Raw genomic sequence first — 16,104 nt, 5'->3', positions numbered from 1 at the left:
GTGCCATGAAAAGCACCACGGCGTGTTCATTTCATGGTGCCACGCCCGACGCCATCGCCTCATGCCCAACCCGCCAGACCTCGCCGCATTGCTCGAATCCCCGCTCCAAAGGGACCGCGACGCCGGCTCCATGCAGCGCCAGCTGCACGAGCGCCTGAAGCGCGCCATCCTCGACGGCAGCCTCGCCCCGGGCAGCCGGCTGCCCGGCTCGCGCGCACTGGCCGAGGCGCTCGCCATCTCGCGCAACACCGTCACCGCCGCCTACGAGCACCTGGCCGCCGAAGGCTATGTGCAGCCCGACCGGCAGGGCACGCGGGTGACCGAGCTGTCGCCCCCGGCCCTGCCCCGACGCACGGGCAAGTCCGCCGGCATGCCTGCCACCGCGCTGCGCCTCGCCACGATCAAGCCCGGCACCGTGTTCACCGAGCCCGATGCCACCTTTCGCCCCGGCGTGCCCGCCCTGTCGCACTTTCCCGCGGCCGCCTGGCGGCGCGCGCTCGACCGCGCCATCCGCACCGCGAGCCCGGCGACGCTCGGCTATGGCGATCCGCTGGGCGAGCCCCAGCTGCGCGCGGCCATCGCGCGGCACCTGGCGATTGCGCGCGGCGTGCGGTGCACGCCGCGGCAGGTGGTCATCGCCGAGGGCGCGCAGGAAGCCATCTCGCTGTGCGTGCGGCTGCTCTCGAACCCGGGAGACATCGGCTGGATCGAAGATCCGGGCTATCGCGGCGCGAAGTCGGCCATGCGCGCCGGCGACATGCACATGGTCCCGATCCGCGTCGACGCCGAGGGCCTGTGCGCCAACGCGGACGACTGGCAGAAGCACCCGCCCCGCCTGATCTACACGACGCCCTCGCACCAGTACCCGGCCGGCGCGGTGCTGAGCATCGCGCGCCGTCTCGCGCTGATCGCAGAGGCCCGCCGGCACGGCGCCTGGATCATCGAAGACGACTACGACAGCGAGTTCCGCCACACCGGCGAGCCCATCGGCGCGATGCAGGGGCTGGTGCCCGATGCCCCCGTGCTCTACGTCGGCACCTTCAGCAAGACGATGTTCCCGTCGCTGCGGCTGGGTTTCATGGTGCTGCCCGAGCCTCTCATGGCGGCCGTGGAGGCGCCGCTGCACGAAATGCTGCGCGGCGGCCACCGCCACGAGCAGTTGGCGATGGCCGACTTCATCGAGAGCGGCCAGTTCAGCCGGCATCTGGGCCGCATGCGGCGCCTGTACCGCGACCGGCAGCAGGCGCTGCGGCTGGCGCTCGCGCGGCATCTGAAAGTGCCGCACGAGATCGACGGCGGCTACTGCGGCCTGCACCTGACCGTGCGGCTGCCGCCGCGCTTCGACGATCGCCAGATCGCCACCGATGCACTGCGCCACCATCTGGCGCCCGCGGCTCTGTCGGGCTTCGCCGTCGCGCCGCAGCCGACGGACAACGGGCTGGTGCTGGGCTACGGCAACACCTCGGCGGAGCGCTTCGAGCCGCTGGTCAAGCGCCTGTCGCAACTGGCGCGTGCCGCGGAACTCGGGGGCATCTGAGAAGGTGCGAACCTTCCGAGGGCGCTATTGCGGACTGCCGGCGTCCCAGCGCAAGAGTCCGAGCTCCATGGCCTTGTGGACCGCCTGCGTCCGGGAGTTGACGTCGAGCTTGCGGTAGATGCTCTTGATCTGCGTGTCGATGGTGTTGGCCGACCGGCTGAGCGCCTCGGCGATCCTGCGGTTGCTCGACCCTTGCGACACCAGCTGCAGCACCTGCAGCTCCCGTGGCGACAACGGCAGGCCCGCGGGCAACACGTTTTCTGCGTGCGGCCGGACCTCGATGGCGGCGGGCCGGGATTTCGCAGCCGCGGCGATCAGCGCGAGGATGCGGCGCGCGATGCGCGAGGCCCCTGGGGCACCGCCGCGCTCCATCGAAAACATCAGCACCGCCAGTTCGTCCTCGTTCGCCGCGTTGAAGAGATGACCGACAGCACCGGGGGAGATTTCGGGATCGGCTTTTCCTGTGGACATGGGCTACTCGCTCAAGAAATCGGATTCGTTCGGCCATGCGGCCGGGCGAAGACAAGCGTGGTGGCGCCGCTCCGGCAGGCTTGACCGTCCGTCTCACTTATTGAGAGAATTCCCGCGGTTTTGCGCCTTTTTTAACGGTTTTTTCCATTCATTGGCGTCGCGACCTCGCTGCGCATCCCGCCATCGCCCTCGCGACTTTCACCTCTCCAATGAACCTTCGCGCCCTTCGAGGCGACCCCCAGGCCGCGCCCGTGCACGGCGGCGTGGCGCGCAGCCACTTCAGCGTGCAGGGCGAGCCGCCGCACCGGCAGTTGCTGGCTTGGCGCGAGCGGGTGGGCCACGTGATCGACGTGCTGCCGTCGAAGGCCGACATCGAGAAGCCCTTCCGGGCGGAGATCGACCGCTACAAGGTCGACGGCCTCCTGTTCACCGATTGCCGCTCCGATGCGATGCTGCTCGAGCGCTCGCTGGCCCGCATCTCCACCGACAGCGTGCGCGACTACGTCTTCCACGTGTTCACCGAAGGCGGCGTCGAGGACATCGCGCTGCGCGCCTCGCCGCGCCACGCTGCCGCGTCCACCGCAATCTCCACCCCCACCACGAAGATCCTGGCGCTGGACATGAACCAGCCGGTGCGCATGCGGCGCAGCCACTGCCGGGTGCTCACCCTCTTCGTGCCGGGCGCGCTGGTGCAGGAAGTCTTTCCCGACCCCGAAGCCATCCACGGCCGCGCGATCCAGGACGCGACACCGCTCACCCGGCTGGCCCTGGAGCACGTGACGGCGCTGGGCGCCAACATCGGCGGCATGAGCGCCGCGGCGGCCGACAGTGCCGTGCGCACGGCTGCGCACCTCGTGGTCGCGGCCTTCGGCAAGCAGGCGGGCCTGAGCGGCAATGCGCGCTCGGCAGCGCGGGCGGCGTTGTTCGGCCGGGTGCGGCGCCATATCCAGGCCAACCTGCATCGCGCCGAGCTCACGCCCGAAGGGGTGATCAATGCGCTGCACCTGACGCGCCCGACCGTCTACCGCATGTTCCAGCACGAAGGCGGCCTGGGCGCCTACATCCGCCACCTGCGGCTGCGCCAGGCGGCCGACGAACTCGCCCGCTACCCGCACATGATGGTGACCGACGTGGCCTACGCGGTCGGCTTCAAGAGCGCGTCGGACTTCACCCGCGCGTTTCGCCGGGCCTACGGCATGGCGCCGCAGGAGTTCCGGGCGCTGTCGCAGACATTCCGGGCCGATCCCGCCCCAGGCATCGGCATCTCCTGACTAACCCGCGACGCCGAAACCGGTGTCGAAGGTGCCCTTCACATCGAGCGGCTGCTTGATGAGCCCCACATGACGATAGAAATCCGCCGTGCCCTGCTGGTCGGCGATGACCTTCGCGTCGATGGCCACCCACTTCTGCTGGCGGCGCTCGAACTGCAGCTTCGCCGCCTCGGGCGGAATGCCGATGATGCGGGCCAGCGCGGCCGAGTAGGCATCGACATTGCGGTACGACCAGAGCTGCGCCTTCACCACGCGCTGCAGAAAGTCCTGCAGCACCGGCCGCTTGGCGGCGATGGCCGCATCGGTCGCGGCAAGGTAGCTCAACCCCGGCAGCAGATCGCGCCCGCTCACGAGAACGCGTGCATGGTGGCTCACCTCGGCCAGCGCGGTGTAGGGCTCCCAGGTGGCCCAGGCATCGACCGAGCCCTGCGTGAGCGCGAGCTTGGCATCGGCCGGGGCGAGGAAGCGGATGTTCACCTCCTCGGGCTTGAGGCCCGCCGCGGTGATTGCCTTGAGCGTCACGTAGTGGCCGATGGAGCCGCGGTTGGTGGCGATGCTCCTGCCCTTGAGGTCGGCCGCGGTCTTGAGCGGCGAATCGGGGCGCACCAGCACGGCCGTGCCGTAGGAGTCTGAACGGTTCGCGCCGATGGCCTTGACGCGCGTGCCGGCGGCCAACGCGAAGATCAGCGGCGCATCGCCGATGGGCCCCGAATCGACCGCTGCCGCGTTCAACGCTTCGGCCAGCGGCGCGGCCGCGGGGAATTCGGACCACTGGATGTCGTAGCCGAGGCCTTCGAGTCCGTTGGCCGCTTCGAGCAGCGCGCGCAGCCCGCCCTTCTGGTCGCCGGCCTTGAGCACCGGGCGGCCCTGTGCGCGGGCTTGCAATGAGAAGGCCGGCACGGCAACGGCTGTGGCGGCGGCGAGGCCTTGAGTAAGAAGCTTGCGGCGTGAGAGGTCGAGGTGTGAGGTCATGGGTTCTCCGTGTTCGGTCGAGGTCAAGAAAAAAATCAGTGGATGAAGCCGCCCTTGACGAAGCGCACCGGCTCCGCGTCCATGCGGGCGATGAGTGCGCCGAGGCCGTCAGCGGGCAGTGCGGTGTTCTTCGCCGAGGCAGCGGGCGCGCGTTCGCTGCGGCACAGCAGGTCGTCGTCGGACCAGCCCGCCTTGCCGGGCTCGCCGCGTGCGCGCAGCCAGCCGTCGCGGTCGGCGATGAGTTGCGTGCCGGCGAGGCGGTCGGTGCCGGCGATCAGCGCCAGCGCCTCCCACGCGGCGGGCGAGTCGGCCATGCAGTCGGCAGCGGCCGGTGCGATCGTGGAGGAAGGCACGAGCAGCACGGTGACGAGGCGCGGGTCTTCCGTGGGTACGGCATTGCCCGCCACGATGCGCACGCGCTGCCCGCGCCAGCTCGCAAGCGGCCTTGGCGGCTGCGCGCCGCAGCGCACCGCCATGTCGGGCAAGCCGATGGGCTGCGCCCAGTTGCCGAGCGCGCGCAGGCTCTGGCCTGCGCCCTGCGCCTTCATGTAGTCGATCAGCGCCCAGGCATCGCCTTCGTCCAGCCGCGCTGCGAAGCCGGGCATCGTCGGCTGATGCTGCGCATCGCGCGTGCCGTGCAGGATGCGCCAGAGCAGGTCGCCATCGGCGCGCCGCCACAGCAGCGGGCCGCTGAGGTTCGGCGGCCACACCGCGAGCGAAGCGGCGAGCGGCCCTTCGCCCTTGCCGTCCGCGCCATGGCAGGCGACGCAGTTCTGCGCGTAGAGCACACGGCCTTTGGCAATGGAGGCGGCCGTGAAGCCTGTCGGCGACGACTGGAAGCTTGTCGGCGTCGCGGGCACCAGCACCACATGGGCGTCGGGCCACGGCGCTGCGATCAGCAACATAGGCACCAGTGCGAGCGCGTAGAAACGCCGACGCCGCCAGAGCAGTGCGACAAGCAATGCAAGGACGGCCAGGGCCACGCACACCAGCGTCCACGCGAGATTGCGCGCCTGCCCCAGGTCGATCAGCAGGTTTTCGCCCGACAGCCGGTGCGCCCACGGCCACGCCGGCTGGCCATGCACATGCGCCGCGAGTCCGAGCCCATCGAGCACCCGCAGCAGTTGCAGTTGCGCGCCCTGGAGCAGGCCGATCAGCAAGTTGAGCCAATCGGCCTCGGGCGTGCTGTTCATCTCACCACGTAGCGTCGAGCCCCAGGTGCCGGAGCGCTTCATGACGGAGTTCGGCCAGCCGCGCATGGCCGCGATGACGCGGATACGGCAGGTCGACCACGATCTCCGCCGCGATGCGCGCCGGCCGGTCGCTCAGCACGATCACGCGGTTGGCGAGGAACAGCGCTTCTTCCACGTCGTGCGTTACCAGCAGCGCCGAGAAGCCCGCGCGCTGCCACAGGTTGACCAGTTCGCTCTGCATCGCGATGCGCGTGAGCGAATCGAGCTTGCCGAGCGGTTCGTCGAGCACCAGCAGCTGCGGGTCGTTGACGAGAGCACGCGCCAGCGCCACGCGCTGCGCCATGCCGCCCGAGAGCTGGTGCGGAAAGGCCTTCGCAAAATCGGTGAGGCCCACGAGTTTCAGCGCCTCGTCGACCCGCCCGCGCTGCGCCTTGAGCACGCCGCGCGCCTGCAGGCCGAGCGCCACGTTGTCCCACACGCTGCGCCACGGATAGAGGGTCGGGTCCTGGAAGACGACGATGCGCGACGGGTCGGGCCGGGTGATCGGCACGCCGTCCTGCGTGATGCGGCCGGCGGTGGCGGGCTCCAGGCCCGCGACCAGCCGCAGCAAGGTCGACTTGCCGCAGCCGCTCGGGCCGAGCAGCGCGACGAACTCGCCGGGCTTCACCGTGAGGTCGATGTCGTCGAGCACCTGCAACGGGCCCGCCGGCACGTCGAACCAGTGGCTCACGCCGCGGATGTCGATGTGCGCGCCGGCCTGGCGCACGCCTGTTTCAGCAATCGCTACCACTTCACGGTTCCCTTCTGCCACGACAGCACGCGGTCGCGCACCTTGAAGAGCAGCGTGATCAGGCCCGAGCACAGCACGGCCATCACGATCAGCGCGGCGTACATGTTCGAGTACGAAGCCCAGCCCTGTGCCCACGACAGGTAGAAGCCCAGGCCCGCCTTCACGCCCATCATCTCGGCAGTCACGAGCACCGAAAACGCGGCGCCCAGCCCCATGAAGAGGCCCACGAACACCTGCGGCAGCGCGGCGGGAATCGCCACGCGCAGCACCAGGAAGCGCTCGCTCGCGCCCATGGTTCGCGCCACGTCGTAGTAGTTGCGGTTGACGCCGGCCACGCCCGACCAGGTGAGCACCGCCACCGGAAAGCCCGTGGCGAGCGCGATCAGGAACACCGCCGCCGCATAGCTCGACGGAAAGAAGAAGAACGCGAGCGGCAGCAGCGCCGATGCCGGCACCGGCCCCACGAAGCGCAGCACCGGATGCACCCAGTAGCCCGCGATGCGCGACCAGCCGATGGTCACGCCCGTGAGAAAGCCCGCGAGCGCGCCCAGCACGAAGCCGTGCGCGAGGAGGCGGGTCGAATGCAGCAGGCTTTCGCCGAGGCGGCGCCAATCGTCGATGTAGGTCTCGACCAGGCTTTGCGGCGGCGCGAAGAAAGGCGTGGGAAGCAATGCAAGCTTGGCCGTCGCGATCTCCCAGATGGCGAACAGCACCGGCAGCGCGACGAGCCACGGGCCCGCGGGCCGCAGCACGCGCGCCACACGGCCGGCGCGTGGACCTAGCAACGCAACGACCAGCAACAGCGCACCCACGGCGATGGCGGCGATGCCGAACTCGTCCGTGTACGCCCAGTCGCTGAAGCCCACCGCCTTGTTCGGCCAGTAGATCGTGAGCAGGCCCAGGGCGAGCCATGCAACCGTGGCGGCGAATCCGCTGCGCCATACGGGCAAGGTTGCCGAGGCGCGGGGCAGTGTCGTTGCGGGAACTGCTGCGCGCCCGGGCGCCGCAGCCCCCACCCTGGCCCTCCCCCGGAAGGGGAGGGAATCGAAACCCAAAGCGGGGTCGGGAGTGCTCATGCCAGTGGGTCGAACGAGACGTGATCGGCGAACTTCACCGGGTCGGTCGTCTTCTTGAGCACGCCGACGCCGCGGAAATCGCGTGCGTAGAACTCCACCTCGTCGCGCAAGTTCTTGCCCAGCGGATGGTGGTTGTGCGTGAGCGTGCCCAGCAGCGCGCGCAGGTCTTCGATCGGCACCTTGGGCGAGTACTTGGCGAAGAGCTTGGCCGATTCGTTCGGGTTCTCCGCCACGTAGGCCGACGCCTGCGCGATGGAACGCACGAGCGCCGCGACGGTCGGCTTGTCCTTGCGCACCAGTTCGCCGCGCGCGCCGACGATGCAGCAGACCTTGTCCTTGTATTCGCCCGAGAGGTTGCTCGCCACCTCGACGAATGCGCCCTTGTTGCGCTTCTCGATCAGGTAGACGTTCGGGTCGCCGTCGGCAATGGCGTGGATCTCGCCCTTCTGCACTGCGATGTCGAGCAGGTCGGCCGGGTACTGGCGCCAGGTGACGTCGCGGTCGGCATCGATGCCATTCTTGGCAAGCAGGATCGAGAAGAAATTCTTGCCCGGGCTCGCGATGTCCGACACGCCGATGATCTTGCCCTTCAGGCTCGCAAGGTTGGTCACGCCCGCGGCCTTGGCGCCCACCAGGCGCACGCAGCCGCCGTGCGAGCTGCCGACGATCTTCACGTCGAAGCCCGACTCCAGCGGCTTGAGCCAGCGGTGGATCATGCCCACCGCCGCGTCGGCCTTCGCGGTGGCGAGCGATTCGAGCAACTGGTCGGTAGAGCCGGTGTAGTTGATCAGCTCGACCTGCAGCCCGTTGCGCTCAAAGTAGCCGCGCTCCTGCGCCACTACCACCGGCGAGAGGCAGAACGCCGCGGCGTTCCATGCGAAGGTGAGCTTGCGCGCCTGCTGCGAGAACGCCTGCGAGGCGATCAGGCCGCCCGAGGCGACCACGGCGGCAGCGGCGCCTGTGCGCAGGACGCTGCGGCGTGAAAGGGATGCGGTCATCGACGACTCCGGTGGTTTTTCTTCATTCAGTCCAGCAGCTCGGGTTCCGCTTCCACAAGACCTTCGTAGAGGCTGTAGAAGGAATGGATGGCCCCCTCCGGGCCGCCGATCTGGCTGTGCGTGTGGCGCGCGGTTTCCTCGTCGATGGGCTGCGGCTTGCCGGCGGCTTCGGCGAGGAGTTGCGTGTGGCAGGCGTTGTCCAGCGCGATGTACCACCACGCGGCGGCCTCCACCGTCGGGCCCGCGGTCAGGATGCCGTGGTTCTTGAGGATCGCGCCCTTCTTGTCGCCCAGCGCCTGGGCGATGCGGTCGCCCTCGCTGGTGTCGACCACCATGCCGGTGAAGTCCTCGAACAGCGCCACGTCGTCATGGAACACGCAGCTGTCCTGCGTGATCGTGTCGAGCTTGCGGCCGAGCGTCGACCAGGCCTTGCCGTAGGTCGAGTGCGTGTGGGCGGCGGCGACGATCTTCGGGTTGTGCTCGTGGATCGCGGCGTGAATGGCGAAGGCGGCCTTGTTGAGCGGCCGGTCGCCGATCACCGTCTCGCCCTTCGCGTTGACCAGCAGCAGGTCGGACACCTTGATGCGCGAGAAATGAATGCCCAGCGGGTTGACCCAGAAGTGGTCGCTGAACTCGGGGTCGCGCGCGGTGATGTGGCCGGCCAGCCCCTGCGCGAAGCCGAAGCGCGCGAACAGGCGGAACGCGCCCGCCAGGCGCTCCTGCCGGTGGCGGCGCTCGGCCTGCACGCTGGTGCGCGGCGGGACCGGGTCGAACCAGTACTTCTGCTGCGGGTTCGGATTGAGCTTGAGCGGCTGGGGGGCGTTGCGGTCGATGGAAAGAACGGCGCTCATGGGGGATTCCTCGTATTCGGTTTCTGGTTTTGCTCCTTCCCCTTCTGGGGGAAGGCTGGGATGGGGGCACGCGCGGCCTTCAACGCTGCGCGGCGTTGAAGGCCGCTGCCCCCACCCCTGCCCTCCCCCGGAAGGGGAGGGAGAAAGTCGGGGTCAGGCCGCTTTTCGAACGGAAGCCGCGCGCTGTGCGACGAGTTCGCGCGTGCGCGGGATCAGCTCACGCCCGTAGTCCGTCGCGTCTTCCAGCGGATCGAAGCCACGAATGAGGAAGGTGGTCACGCCCAGGTCGTAGTAGTCGAGCAGCGCATCGGCCACCTGCTCGGGCGTGCCGACCAGTGCGGTGCTGTTCGAGCGGCCGCCGATTTCCTGCGCCACCGCAGTCCACAGGCGCTTGTCCACACGCGGACCCTTGTCGGCCGCGGCCAGCAGGCGCTTGGCACCTTCGCTCTGCTGCGGGCCGCCACGGTTGTAGCCCTGCACCACGCGCAGGCGTTTCGTCTCGGCCAGGATGTTCTCGGCGCGCGCCCATGCGGCCTCTTCGGTCTCCGCAAGGATCGGACGGAACGACACAGAGAAGCGCACGCTGCGCCCATGCTTGGCAGCTTCGGCACGCACGCGCGTCGTGAGTTCGCGCGCCTGGTCCAGCGATTCGCCCCACAGCGCGTACACATCGGCGTACTTGCCGGCGACCGGAATCGCAGCCTCCGATGCACCGCCGAAATACACCGGCACATGCGGCTTGCCGTTGCGCGTCTGCAGCGGCTTCACTTCGGAGAAGGCATTCACGGCACGGTAGTGCGCGCCCTCGTGGTCGAAGGGCTTGTCGGCGGTCCACACCTTGTGGAGCACCTCCAGGTATTCGTCGGTGCGGGCGTAGCGCTGGTCGTGGTCCAGCCAGTCGCCGTCGCGGCGCTGCTCTTCGTCGGAGCCGCCCGAGATGTAGTGCACGCCGAGCCGGCCGCCGCTGAACTGGTCGAGCGAGGCGAACTGCCGCGCCGCGAGCGTGGGTGCCACGAAGCCCGGGCGGTGCGCGAGCATGAAGTGAATGCGCTCGGTGACCGAGGCCGCGTACGCCACGGTGAGCGTGGCATCGGGGCCGGTCGAATGGTGCGGCACCAGCACACGGTCGAAGCCGGCGTTCTCGTGCGCCTGGGCGAAGGCGCGCACGTAGTCGCGGTCGATGGCCGGGCCCTTGGCGGCGTGGATCTCCGAGACCTTCTGGCCCTGGATCATGCCGATGAATTCAACGTCGTTCTGGGTGTTCTGGCTCATGGGAGTCCTTTGTTCGTTGTCGAGGCGTGGGGTTGATCAGGCGGCCGGCAGGCGCAGTGCGCTTTCGAAGCTGCGGTCCCACAGCGGCTTCACATCGGCGGGGCCATCGAGCACGCCGATCTTCAGGAAGGTGTCGGCCACGTCCTGGTGGCTGCGCACCACCGCATCGCTGACCGGGCCGAGGCTGTAGTCGCCGCTGCGGCGGTTGAAGAGTTCGACCAGGTCGCCGACCGGCACGCGCGTCTCGGCCGACTGCGCGCGCGCATAGGCCAGGAAGTTGCCGTTGACCCATGCGAACGAACGCTGAAAACGCTGCAGCAGGTCGCTCAGCGCCGCGCGGCGCAGCGCGTCGTCGAGCGCGCGAGGGTTGGCGTAGATCGGGAAGTTGCCAGAGAGGTAGCCCACGCCGGTCTTGATGACCCGCGCGCCGTACTGGGTGCGCGCGATCTGGCCGTTGTAGCCATAGATGGCCCAGGCATCGAGATCGCCGCGCGCGAAGGCCGAGAGGCCGTCGGAGGGCGTGAGGCTGATCGCCTGGATGTCGCTGAACGACAGCCCCACCTCGGCCAACTGCTTGGCCAGGTAGTAGTGGGAAGTGGTGGCCCGCACATAGCCCACGCGCTTGCCCTTGAAATCGGCGATGGTGCGGATCGGCGAGTCCTTGCGCGCGAGCGTGGCCTGGTTGTTCAGGTCTTCATGGGTCACGGCCACGAGCCGCACGCTGGATTTCTGGCGCGCCGCGAACACCGGCGGAATCTCGCTGCCCGAGCCCAGGTCGAGCGCATCGCCGTTGATGGCCTCGATGTGCAGCACGCCGTTGTTGAGCTCGCGCCAGTCGATCTTGTAGGGCGTGTCGGCCTGGCCCGCGGCCTGCAGCAGCGGGCGCCACATGCCCTTGTAGGTGCCCACGCGCAGGGTCACGCCCGAGAGATCGCGCGAGGGGGTTGCGGCCTGGGCGCTGGCACCCCAGCCGGCCGTGGCGGCTGCGCCCCATGCGGCGGCCGCCTGCAGCAGGCTGCGTCGATCGAGGGGGAAATCCGGTTTCATGCGTTCGTTCTTTCTTCTTCTCCGCCCACGGAAGTCACGGGACAGAGGCGAGACCGTACCGAGGCAGCCCGCAAAAGCGAACGCAGAAAAACGAGTTTGCATATGCAGGATGCGTCGTTTTCTGCCCGGCGCCGGGCGCGTACCGTGCGGGAACCATGAGTGCACTCCCCCTGCGCCGCCCGTCGGCCACGCCTGAAGAAATACCGTCAGCCACCGTCGATGCCGCGTTGCTGGCACGGCTGACGGCCCAGTTCGCGGCCACCGCGGCCGACCACGACCGCAGCGGCGCCTTCCCGCGAGAGAACTTCGAGGCGTTGCAGGCGCATGGCCTGATCGGCCTGGTGGCGCCCGCTGCCCACGGCGGCGGCAGCGCCACACTGGCGACGGCACGGCGCGTGATCGCGGCCGTGGCGCGCGGCGAGCCTGCCACCGCGCTGATCCTCACCATGACTTACCTGCAGCACCATGCGCTCACGCGCGGCGACAACCGCTGGCCGCCGCAACTGCGCGAACGCGTGTCGCGCGACGCGGTGGAGCGCGGCGCGCTCATCAACGCGCTGCGCGTGGAGCCCGCGCTGGGTTCGCCGGCCCGCGGCGGTTTGCCCTCTACCGTTGCACGGCGCGACGGCAACGGCTGGAAGATCGACGGCCACAAGCTCTACACCACCGGCATTGAAGGCCTCGCATGGCTCGCCGTGTGGGCCCGCACCGACGAAGCCACACCGCGCACCGGCGTGTTCCTGGTGCCCCGCAATGCCCCTGGCGTGCGCGTGATCGCCAGTTGGGACCACCTGGGCCTGCGCGCCTCGGGCAGCCACGAAGTGATCTTCGAGAACGTCGCCATCGACCTCGACCACGCGGTCGACCTGCGCGCGCCGGCCGACTGGGCGCCCGACGCCGGCAGCCAGACCGACATCGACGCGCACGCCACCCAGCAGGCCTGGATGACGGTGCTGCTCGGCAGCCTCTACGACGCGGTGGCACAGGCCGCGCGCGACTGGCTCGTGGGCTTCCTGAACCAGCGCGCGCCCGGCAGCCTGGGCGCACCGCTCGCCAGCCTGCCGCGCGTGCAGGAGCACGTCGGCGAGATCGAGGCGCTGCTGCGCACCAACCGCGTGCTGCTCGACGATGCGACCACGGCCGTCGACAACGGCCATGCACAGCCGGCCACCGACAGCGGCCTCCTCAAGTACACGGTGACGAACAACGCGATCCGCGTGGTCGAACTCGCGCTGCAGCTGAGCGGCAACCACGGCCTCACGCGGCAGAACCCGCTGGAGCGCCACTACCGCGACGTGCTGTGCAGCCGCATCCACACGCCGCAGAACGATGCGATCCTGGTCGGCGCGGGAAAGCGCGCGCTGCTGTCTTCTTCCGGAGTTGCCGCATGAGCGGTCCGCTGTTCTCCAGGACCTCGCGCCGCAGCTGGCTCAAGCAGGGCGCCGCGCTCTCGCTCGCGGCAACCGGTTCGCTGCGCGCCTGGGCGCAGCCGCAAGCCACGCTGATCCTCGGCGACCAGGCCGGCGGCCTGCGTTCGCTGTTCGAGGCGTCGAAGGCGCTCGAGGGCGCGCCGTTCGCCTATCGCTGGGCCAACTTCCAGGGCGCCGCGCCGCTGTTCGAGGCGCAACGCAGCGCCGCCGTCGACACCGCGATGGCCGGCGACCTGCCGGTGCTCGCCGCGGCCGTCGGCAAGACGCCGCTCAAGATCGTCGCCACGCGCGTCGGCAAGGCCGATTCGCTGGGCATCGTGGTGCAGCCCGATTCGCCACTGCGCAGCGTGAGCGACCTGCGCGGCAAGACGGTGATCGTCTCGTCCGCGCGCGGCAGCATCTCGCAGTACCAGCTCTACGGCGCGCTCGAAGAAGCCGGCGTGCCGCGCAGCGAGGTGACGGTGAAGTTCGTTCTGCCAACCGATGCGGCGGCTGCCTTCGCCTCGAAGCAGATCGATGCCTGGGCGATCTTCGATCCGTACTACGCGATCGCGCTGCAGCAGGGCGGGCGCATCCTGCGCGACGGGCGCGGCATCAATACCGCGCTGGGCTTCATCACCGCGAGCGAGCATTCGCTGGCCGATCCGGCCCGGCGCGCGGCGATCGTGCAATTCCTCGACCGGCTGGGCCGCGCGGGCGACTGGGCGCTGGCGAATCCCGAGGCCTATGCGCAGGCCTACAGCCAGCTCACGCGGCTGCCGATCGAGTCGGCGCGCATCATCACCGCGCGTGCGTCGGTGGCGGGCCGGCCGGTGAGCGAGGCGGACATCGTCGCGCTGCAGGCCGTGGCCGACCGTTCGGCGCGGGACGGCATCCTGCCGGTGCGCGTGGACGTGCGCGCCATCACCGACACGCAACTCTGGAAGCGCCCCGCGTGATCGCGCCGCTGCGCGACTTCGTCGGCGCTTTCGGCCGGCTGCTCGACAGCGCGCCCGATGAGCCCCGCATCCTTCGTGAAGGCGGCGCGCTGCTGCGCACGCTGGTCGCGCGCGACGACTGGCTGCCCGATGCCTTCGCCCAGCCCGACCCGGCGCGCTACCAGCAGTTCCTGCTGCATGCCGACAGCACCGAACGCTTTTCGGTCGCGAGCTTCGTCTGGGGGCCCGGGCAGGCCACGCCGATCCACGACCACACGGTGTGGGGCCTGATCGGCATGCTGCGCGGCGCGGAATACAGCCAGGGCCATGTGCTCGACGCCAATGGCCGCGCGCAACCGCAGGGCGATGCGGTGCGGCTCGATGCCGGCGACGTGGAGGCGGTGTCGCCCACCGTCGGCGACCTGCACCGCGTGCACAACGCGCATGCGGACCGCGTGTCGATCAGCATCCACGTCTACGGCGCCAACATCGGCGCGGTACGGCGGCATACTTACCCGGCCGAGGGCGGGCGCAAGCCTTTTGTCTCGGGCTACTCCAACACGCTGCTTCCCAACCTCTGGGACCGCTCCGAAGAACTCAGAGCTACATCCGCATGACGACCGCTGCTTTCCCCCTCCTGCCTTTTGCCGCCGTGCGCGAACGACTCATTGCGCGCGAAGAGACGGCGCTGCTCGACGTGCGCGAGGAAGACCCGTTCGCGCAGGAGCATCCGCTGTGGGCCGCGAACCTGCCGCTCTCGAAGATCGAGATCGAGGCCTGGCGGCGCATTCCGCGACTGGACACTTTCATCGTGCTGTATGGCGCGCATGGCGGCACCGACCTCGCCCCGCTCGCCGCGCGCACCTTCGCTGCGCTGGGCTACACGAACGTGCACCTGCTCGAAGGCGGCCTCGAAGGCTGGCGCGCGGCGGGCGGCGAGCTGTTCCGCGACGTGAACGTGCCGAGCAAGTCCTTCGGCGAGCTGGTCGAGCACGAGCGGCACACGCCATCGCTCTCCGCGCCCGAGGTGAAGGCGCTGGTGGAAGCCAAGGCCAACGTGGTGGTGCTGGATGCGCGCCGCTTCGACGAATACCAGACGATGAGCATCCCCTCGGCCACCAGCGTGCCCGGCGCGGAGCTGGTGCTGCGGGTGCGCGAGCTCGCGCCCGATCCGTCGACGCAGGTGATCGTCAATTGCGCGGGGCGCACGCGCAGCATCATCGGCACGCAGTCGCTGGTGAATGCGGGCATTCCGAACCCGGTGGCTGCGTTGCGCAACGGCACCATCGGCTGGAAGCTCGCGGGGCAGGTGCTGGACCACGGGGCGGACCGGCAGGCGCCGGCTGCGGTGTCCGATGCGCACCGCGCGCAGGCAGAGGCCGACGCGCGCCGCGTGGCCGACAAGGCGGGCGTGCGCCGCATCCCGCTCGATGCGTTGCAGACGCTCGAAGCGCCGCACCGCACCGTCTACCGATTCGACGTGCGCACCCCCGAGGAATATGCAGCGGGCCACCTGCCCGGCTTCGCGAGCGCGCCCGGCGGACAGCTGGTGCAGGAGACCGACCACCAGGTGCCGGTGCGCGGCGCGCGCATCGTGCTGGCGGACGACGATGGCGTGCGCGCTTCGATGAGCGCATCGTGGCTCGCGCAAATGGGGTGGGAGGTCTATGTGCCCGATGCGGTGCCATCCGCTTCCGCGTTCACGGAGACAGTGGCGCCCTCGCCCGCCTACCCGCCGGTTGCAGCGGCGGTCGGAGAGATCGCGCCCAAGGCACTCGCCGAGTTGCTGAAGCAGCCCGGCACCGCCGTGCTCGACGTGACCACCAGCGCCAACTATGTGAAGCGCCACATCCCCGGCGCCTGGTACGTCATTCGCGCACAACTCGCCGGCGCCATCGATGCAGTCGTTCCCGCGTCCCAGCGCTATGTGCTGACGTGCGGCAGCAGCCTGCTCGCGCGCTATGCCGCAGCCGACCTGCGCACGCTGCTCGATGCGCGCGGGCAGCGCGATGTCGAGGTGCTGGTGCTGACCGGCGGCAACACGGCATGGTTTGCCGCGGGCCTGGAAGCGGAAACCGGCGAAACGCGCCTCGCGACGGCACGCACCGACCGCTATCGCCGCCCCTATGAAGGCACCGATGCGCCCGCGGAAGCCATGCAGGCTTATCTGGATTGGGAGTACGGCCTGGTCGCGCAACTGGGGCGCGACGGCACGCATCATTTCAAGGTGATCTGAGAAAGCGTCTTGAAAGGATGACAACACGCCCGTGACACTGTTT

15 protein-coding genes are annotated in these 16,104 nt (G+C 69.5%); 6 read left to right on the top strand and 9 right to left on the bottom strand.

Annotation, left to right across the window (positions count from 1 at the left end; all coding sequences use genetic code 11):
* Positions 1-61: 61 nt before the first annotated feature.
* Positions 62-1,537 (top strand): PLP-dependent aminotransferase family protein, encoded by a 1,476-nt coding sequence (locus M2282_RS10290; protein ID WP_280808672.1) that lies wholly within the window; start codon positions 62-64, stop codon positions 1,535-1,537.
* A 24-nt stretch (positions 1,538-1,561) separates the two neighbouring features.
* Here the strand turns inward: M2282_RS10290 and M2282_RS10285 are convergent, their stop codons facing one another.
* Complete coding sequence (locus tag M2282_RS10285) at positions 1,562-2,008, bottom strand: response regulator transcription factor (RefSeq protein WP_280808671.1); 447 nt, start codon at positions 2,006-2,008, stop codon at positions 1,562-1,564.
* A 209-nt stretch (positions 2,009-2,217) separates the two neighbouring features.
* Here M2282_RS10285 and M2282_RS10280 point away from each other — a divergent pair, with 209 nt between their 5' ends.
* Positions 2,218-3,279 (top strand): AraC family transcriptional regulator, encoded by a 1,062-nt coding sequence (locus tag M2282_RS10280; RefSeq protein WP_280808670.1) that lies wholly within the window; start codon positions 2,218-2,220, stop codon positions 3,277-3,279.
* Here M2282_RS10280 and M2282_RS10275 read toward each other — a convergent pair whose 3' ends face one another.
* The 8 genes from M2282_RS10275 to M2282_RS10240 all read right to left on the bottom strand — a co-directional run bounded on the left by M2282_RS10275 (position 3,280) and on the right by M2282_RS10240 (position 11,478).
* Entirely contained in the window at positions 3,280-4,251 is a 972-nt protein-coding gene (locus M2282_RS10275) for an ABC transporter substrate-binding protein (protein ID WP_280808669.1), read from the bottom strand.
* Positions 4,252-4,286: 35 nt separating this feature from the next.
* The gene (locus M2282_RS10270) at positions 4,287-5,444 is read right to left on the bottom strand and encodes a c-type cytochrome (protein WP_280808721.1); all 1,158 of its coding nucleotides are present in this window, start codon (positions 5,442-5,444) and stop codon (positions 4,287-4,289) included.
* Between the two features lies 1 nt (position 5,445).
* Positions 5,446-6,234 (bottom strand): ABC transporter ATP-binding protein, encoded by a 789-nt coding sequence (locus M2282_RS10265; protein WP_206174825.1) that lies wholly within the window; start codon positions 6,232-6,234, stop codon positions 5,446-5,448.
* Positions 6,228-7,310, bottom strand: a complete 1,083-nt coding sequence (locus tag M2282_RS10260; protein ID WP_280808668.1) for an ABC transporter permease — start codon at positions 7,308-7,310, stop codon at positions 6,228-6,230. The genes M2282_RS10265 and M2282_RS10260 overlap by 7 nt, the downstream gene beginning before the upstream one ends.
* Entirely contained in the window at positions 7,307-8,308 is a 1,002-nt protein-coding gene (locus M2282_RS10255; RefSeq protein ID WP_280808667.1) for an ABC transporter substrate-binding protein, read from the bottom strand. Before M2282_RS10255 ends, M2282_RS10260 begins: the two co-directional genes overlap by 4 nt.
* A gap of 26 nt (positions 8,309-8,334) precedes the next feature.
* Entirely contained in the window at positions 8,335-9,159 is an 825-nt protein-coding gene (locus M2282_RS10250) for a class II aldolase/adducin family protein (protein WP_280808666.1), read from the bottom strand.
* Between the two features lie 153 nt (positions 9,160-9,312).
* Positions 9,313-10,431 (bottom strand): LLM class flavin-dependent oxidoreductase, encoded by a 1,119-nt coding sequence (locus tag M2282_RS10245; RefSeq protein WP_280808665.1) that lies wholly within the window; start codon positions 10,429-10,431, stop codon positions 9,313-9,315.
* Between the two features lie 36 nt (positions 10,432-10,467).
* The gene (locus M2282_RS10240; RefSeq protein WP_280808664.1) at positions 10,468-11,478 is read right to left on the bottom strand and encodes an ABC transporter substrate-binding protein; all 1,011 of its coding nucleotides are present in this window, start codon (positions 11,476-11,478) and stop codon (positions 10,468-10,470) included.
* Positions 11,479-11,633: 155 nt separating this feature from the next.
* Between M2282_RS10240 and M2282_RS10235 the strand changes: the two genes are divergently transcribed.
* Genes M2282_RS10235 through M2282_RS10220 form a run of 4 tightly spaced genes read left to right on the top strand, consistent with a single transcriptional unit; the run spans position 11,634 to position 16,061 of the window.
* Entirely contained in the window at positions 11,634-12,869 is a 1,236-nt protein-coding gene (locus M2282_RS10235) for an acyl-CoA dehydrogenase family protein (RefSeq protein WP_280808663.1), read from the top strand.
* Positions 12,866-13,846: an ABC transporter substrate-binding protein gene (locus tag M2282_RS10230; protein ID WP_280808662.1), complete on the top strand. Its 981-nt coding sequence runs from the start codon at positions 12,866-12,868 to the stop codon at positions 13,844-13,846. Before M2282_RS10235 ends, M2282_RS10230 begins: the two co-directional genes overlap by 4 nt.
* On the top strand, positions 13,843-14,442 hold the full coding sequence (locus M2282_RS10225; protein WP_280808661.1) for a cysteine dioxygenase: 600 nt from the start codon (positions 13,843-13,845) through the stop codon (positions 14,440-14,442). The genes M2282_RS10230 and M2282_RS10225 overlap by 4 nt, the downstream gene beginning before the upstream one ends.
* Positions 14,439-16,061, top strand: a complete 1,623-nt coding sequence (locus M2282_RS10220; RefSeq protein WP_280808660.1) for a rhodanese-related sulfurtransferase — start codon at positions 14,439-14,441, stop codon at positions 16,059-16,061. Before M2282_RS10225 ends, M2282_RS10220 begins: the two co-directional genes overlap by 4 nt.
* The last annotated feature ends 43 nt before the right edge of the window (positions 16,062-16,104 follow it).

Origin of the sequence: Variovorax boronicumulans (assembly GCF_029892485.1) — a bacterium.
GTDB classification, from domain to species: domain Bacteria; phylum Pseudomonadota; class Gammaproteobacteria; order Burkholderiales; family Burkholderiaceae_C; genus Variovorax; species Variovorax boronicumulans_B.
Note: the sequence above shows the minus strand (reverse complement) of the source record. Positions and strands in the feature narration are given on the sequence as shown.

What these genes read in the sequence shown, in the direction of transcription:
- M2282_RS10290 (WP_280808672.1), top strand. Translation starts at nt 62, where the DNA reads ATGCCCAACCCGCCAGACCTCGCCGCATTGCTCGAATCCCCGCTCCAA.
- M2282_RS10285 (WP_280808671.1), bottom strand. Translation starts at nt 2,008, where the DNA reads ATGTCCACAGGAAAAGCCGATCCCGAAATCTCCCCCGGTGCTGTCGGT.
- M2282_RS10280 (WP_280808670.1), top strand. Translation starts at nt 2,218, where the DNA reads ATGAACCTTCGCGCCCTTCGAGGCGACCCCCAGGCCGCGCCCGTGCAC.
- M2282_RS10275 (WP_280808669.1), bottom strand. Translation starts at nt 4,251, where the DNA reads ATGACCTCACACCTCGACCTCTCACGCCGCAAGCTTCTTACTCAAGGC.
- M2282_RS10270 (WP_280808721.1), bottom strand. Translation starts at nt 5,444, where the DNA reads ATGAACAGCACGCCCGAGGCCGATTGGCTCAACTTGCTGATCGGCCTG.
- M2282_RS10260 (WP_280808668.1), bottom strand. Translation starts at nt 7,310, where the DNA reads ATGAGCACTCCCGACCCCGCTTTGGGTTTCGATTCCCTCCCCTTCCGG.
- M2282_RS10255 (WP_280808667.1), bottom strand. Translation starts at nt 8,308, where the DNA reads ATGACCGCATCCCTTTCACGCCGCAGCGTCCTGCGCACAGGCGCCGCT.
- M2282_RS10250 (WP_280808666.1), bottom strand. Translation starts at nt 9,159, where the DNA reads ATGAGCGCCGTTCTTTCCATCGACCGCAACGCCCCCCAGCCGCTCAAG.
- M2282_RS10245 (WP_280808665.1), bottom strand. Translation starts at nt 10,431, where the DNA reads ATGAGCCAGAACACCCAGAACGACGTTGAATTCATCGGCATGATCCAG.
- M2282_RS10240 (WP_280808664.1), bottom strand. Translation starts at nt 11,478, where the DNA reads ATGAAACCGGATTTCCCCCTCGATCGACGCAGCCTGCTGCAGGCGGCC.
- M2282_RS10235 (WP_280808663.1), top strand. Translation starts at nt 11,634, where the DNA reads ATGAGTGCACTCCCCCTGCGCCGCCCGTCGGCCACGCCTGAAGAAATA.
- M2282_RS10230 (WP_280808662.1), top strand. Translation starts at nt 12,866, where the DNA reads ATGAGCGGTCCGCTGTTCTCCAGGACCTCGCGCCGCAGCTGGCTCAAG.
- M2282_RS10220 (WP_280808660.1), top strand. Translation starts at nt 14,439, where the DNA reads ATGACGACCGCTGCTTTCCCCCTCCTGCCTTTTGCCGCCGTGCGCGAA.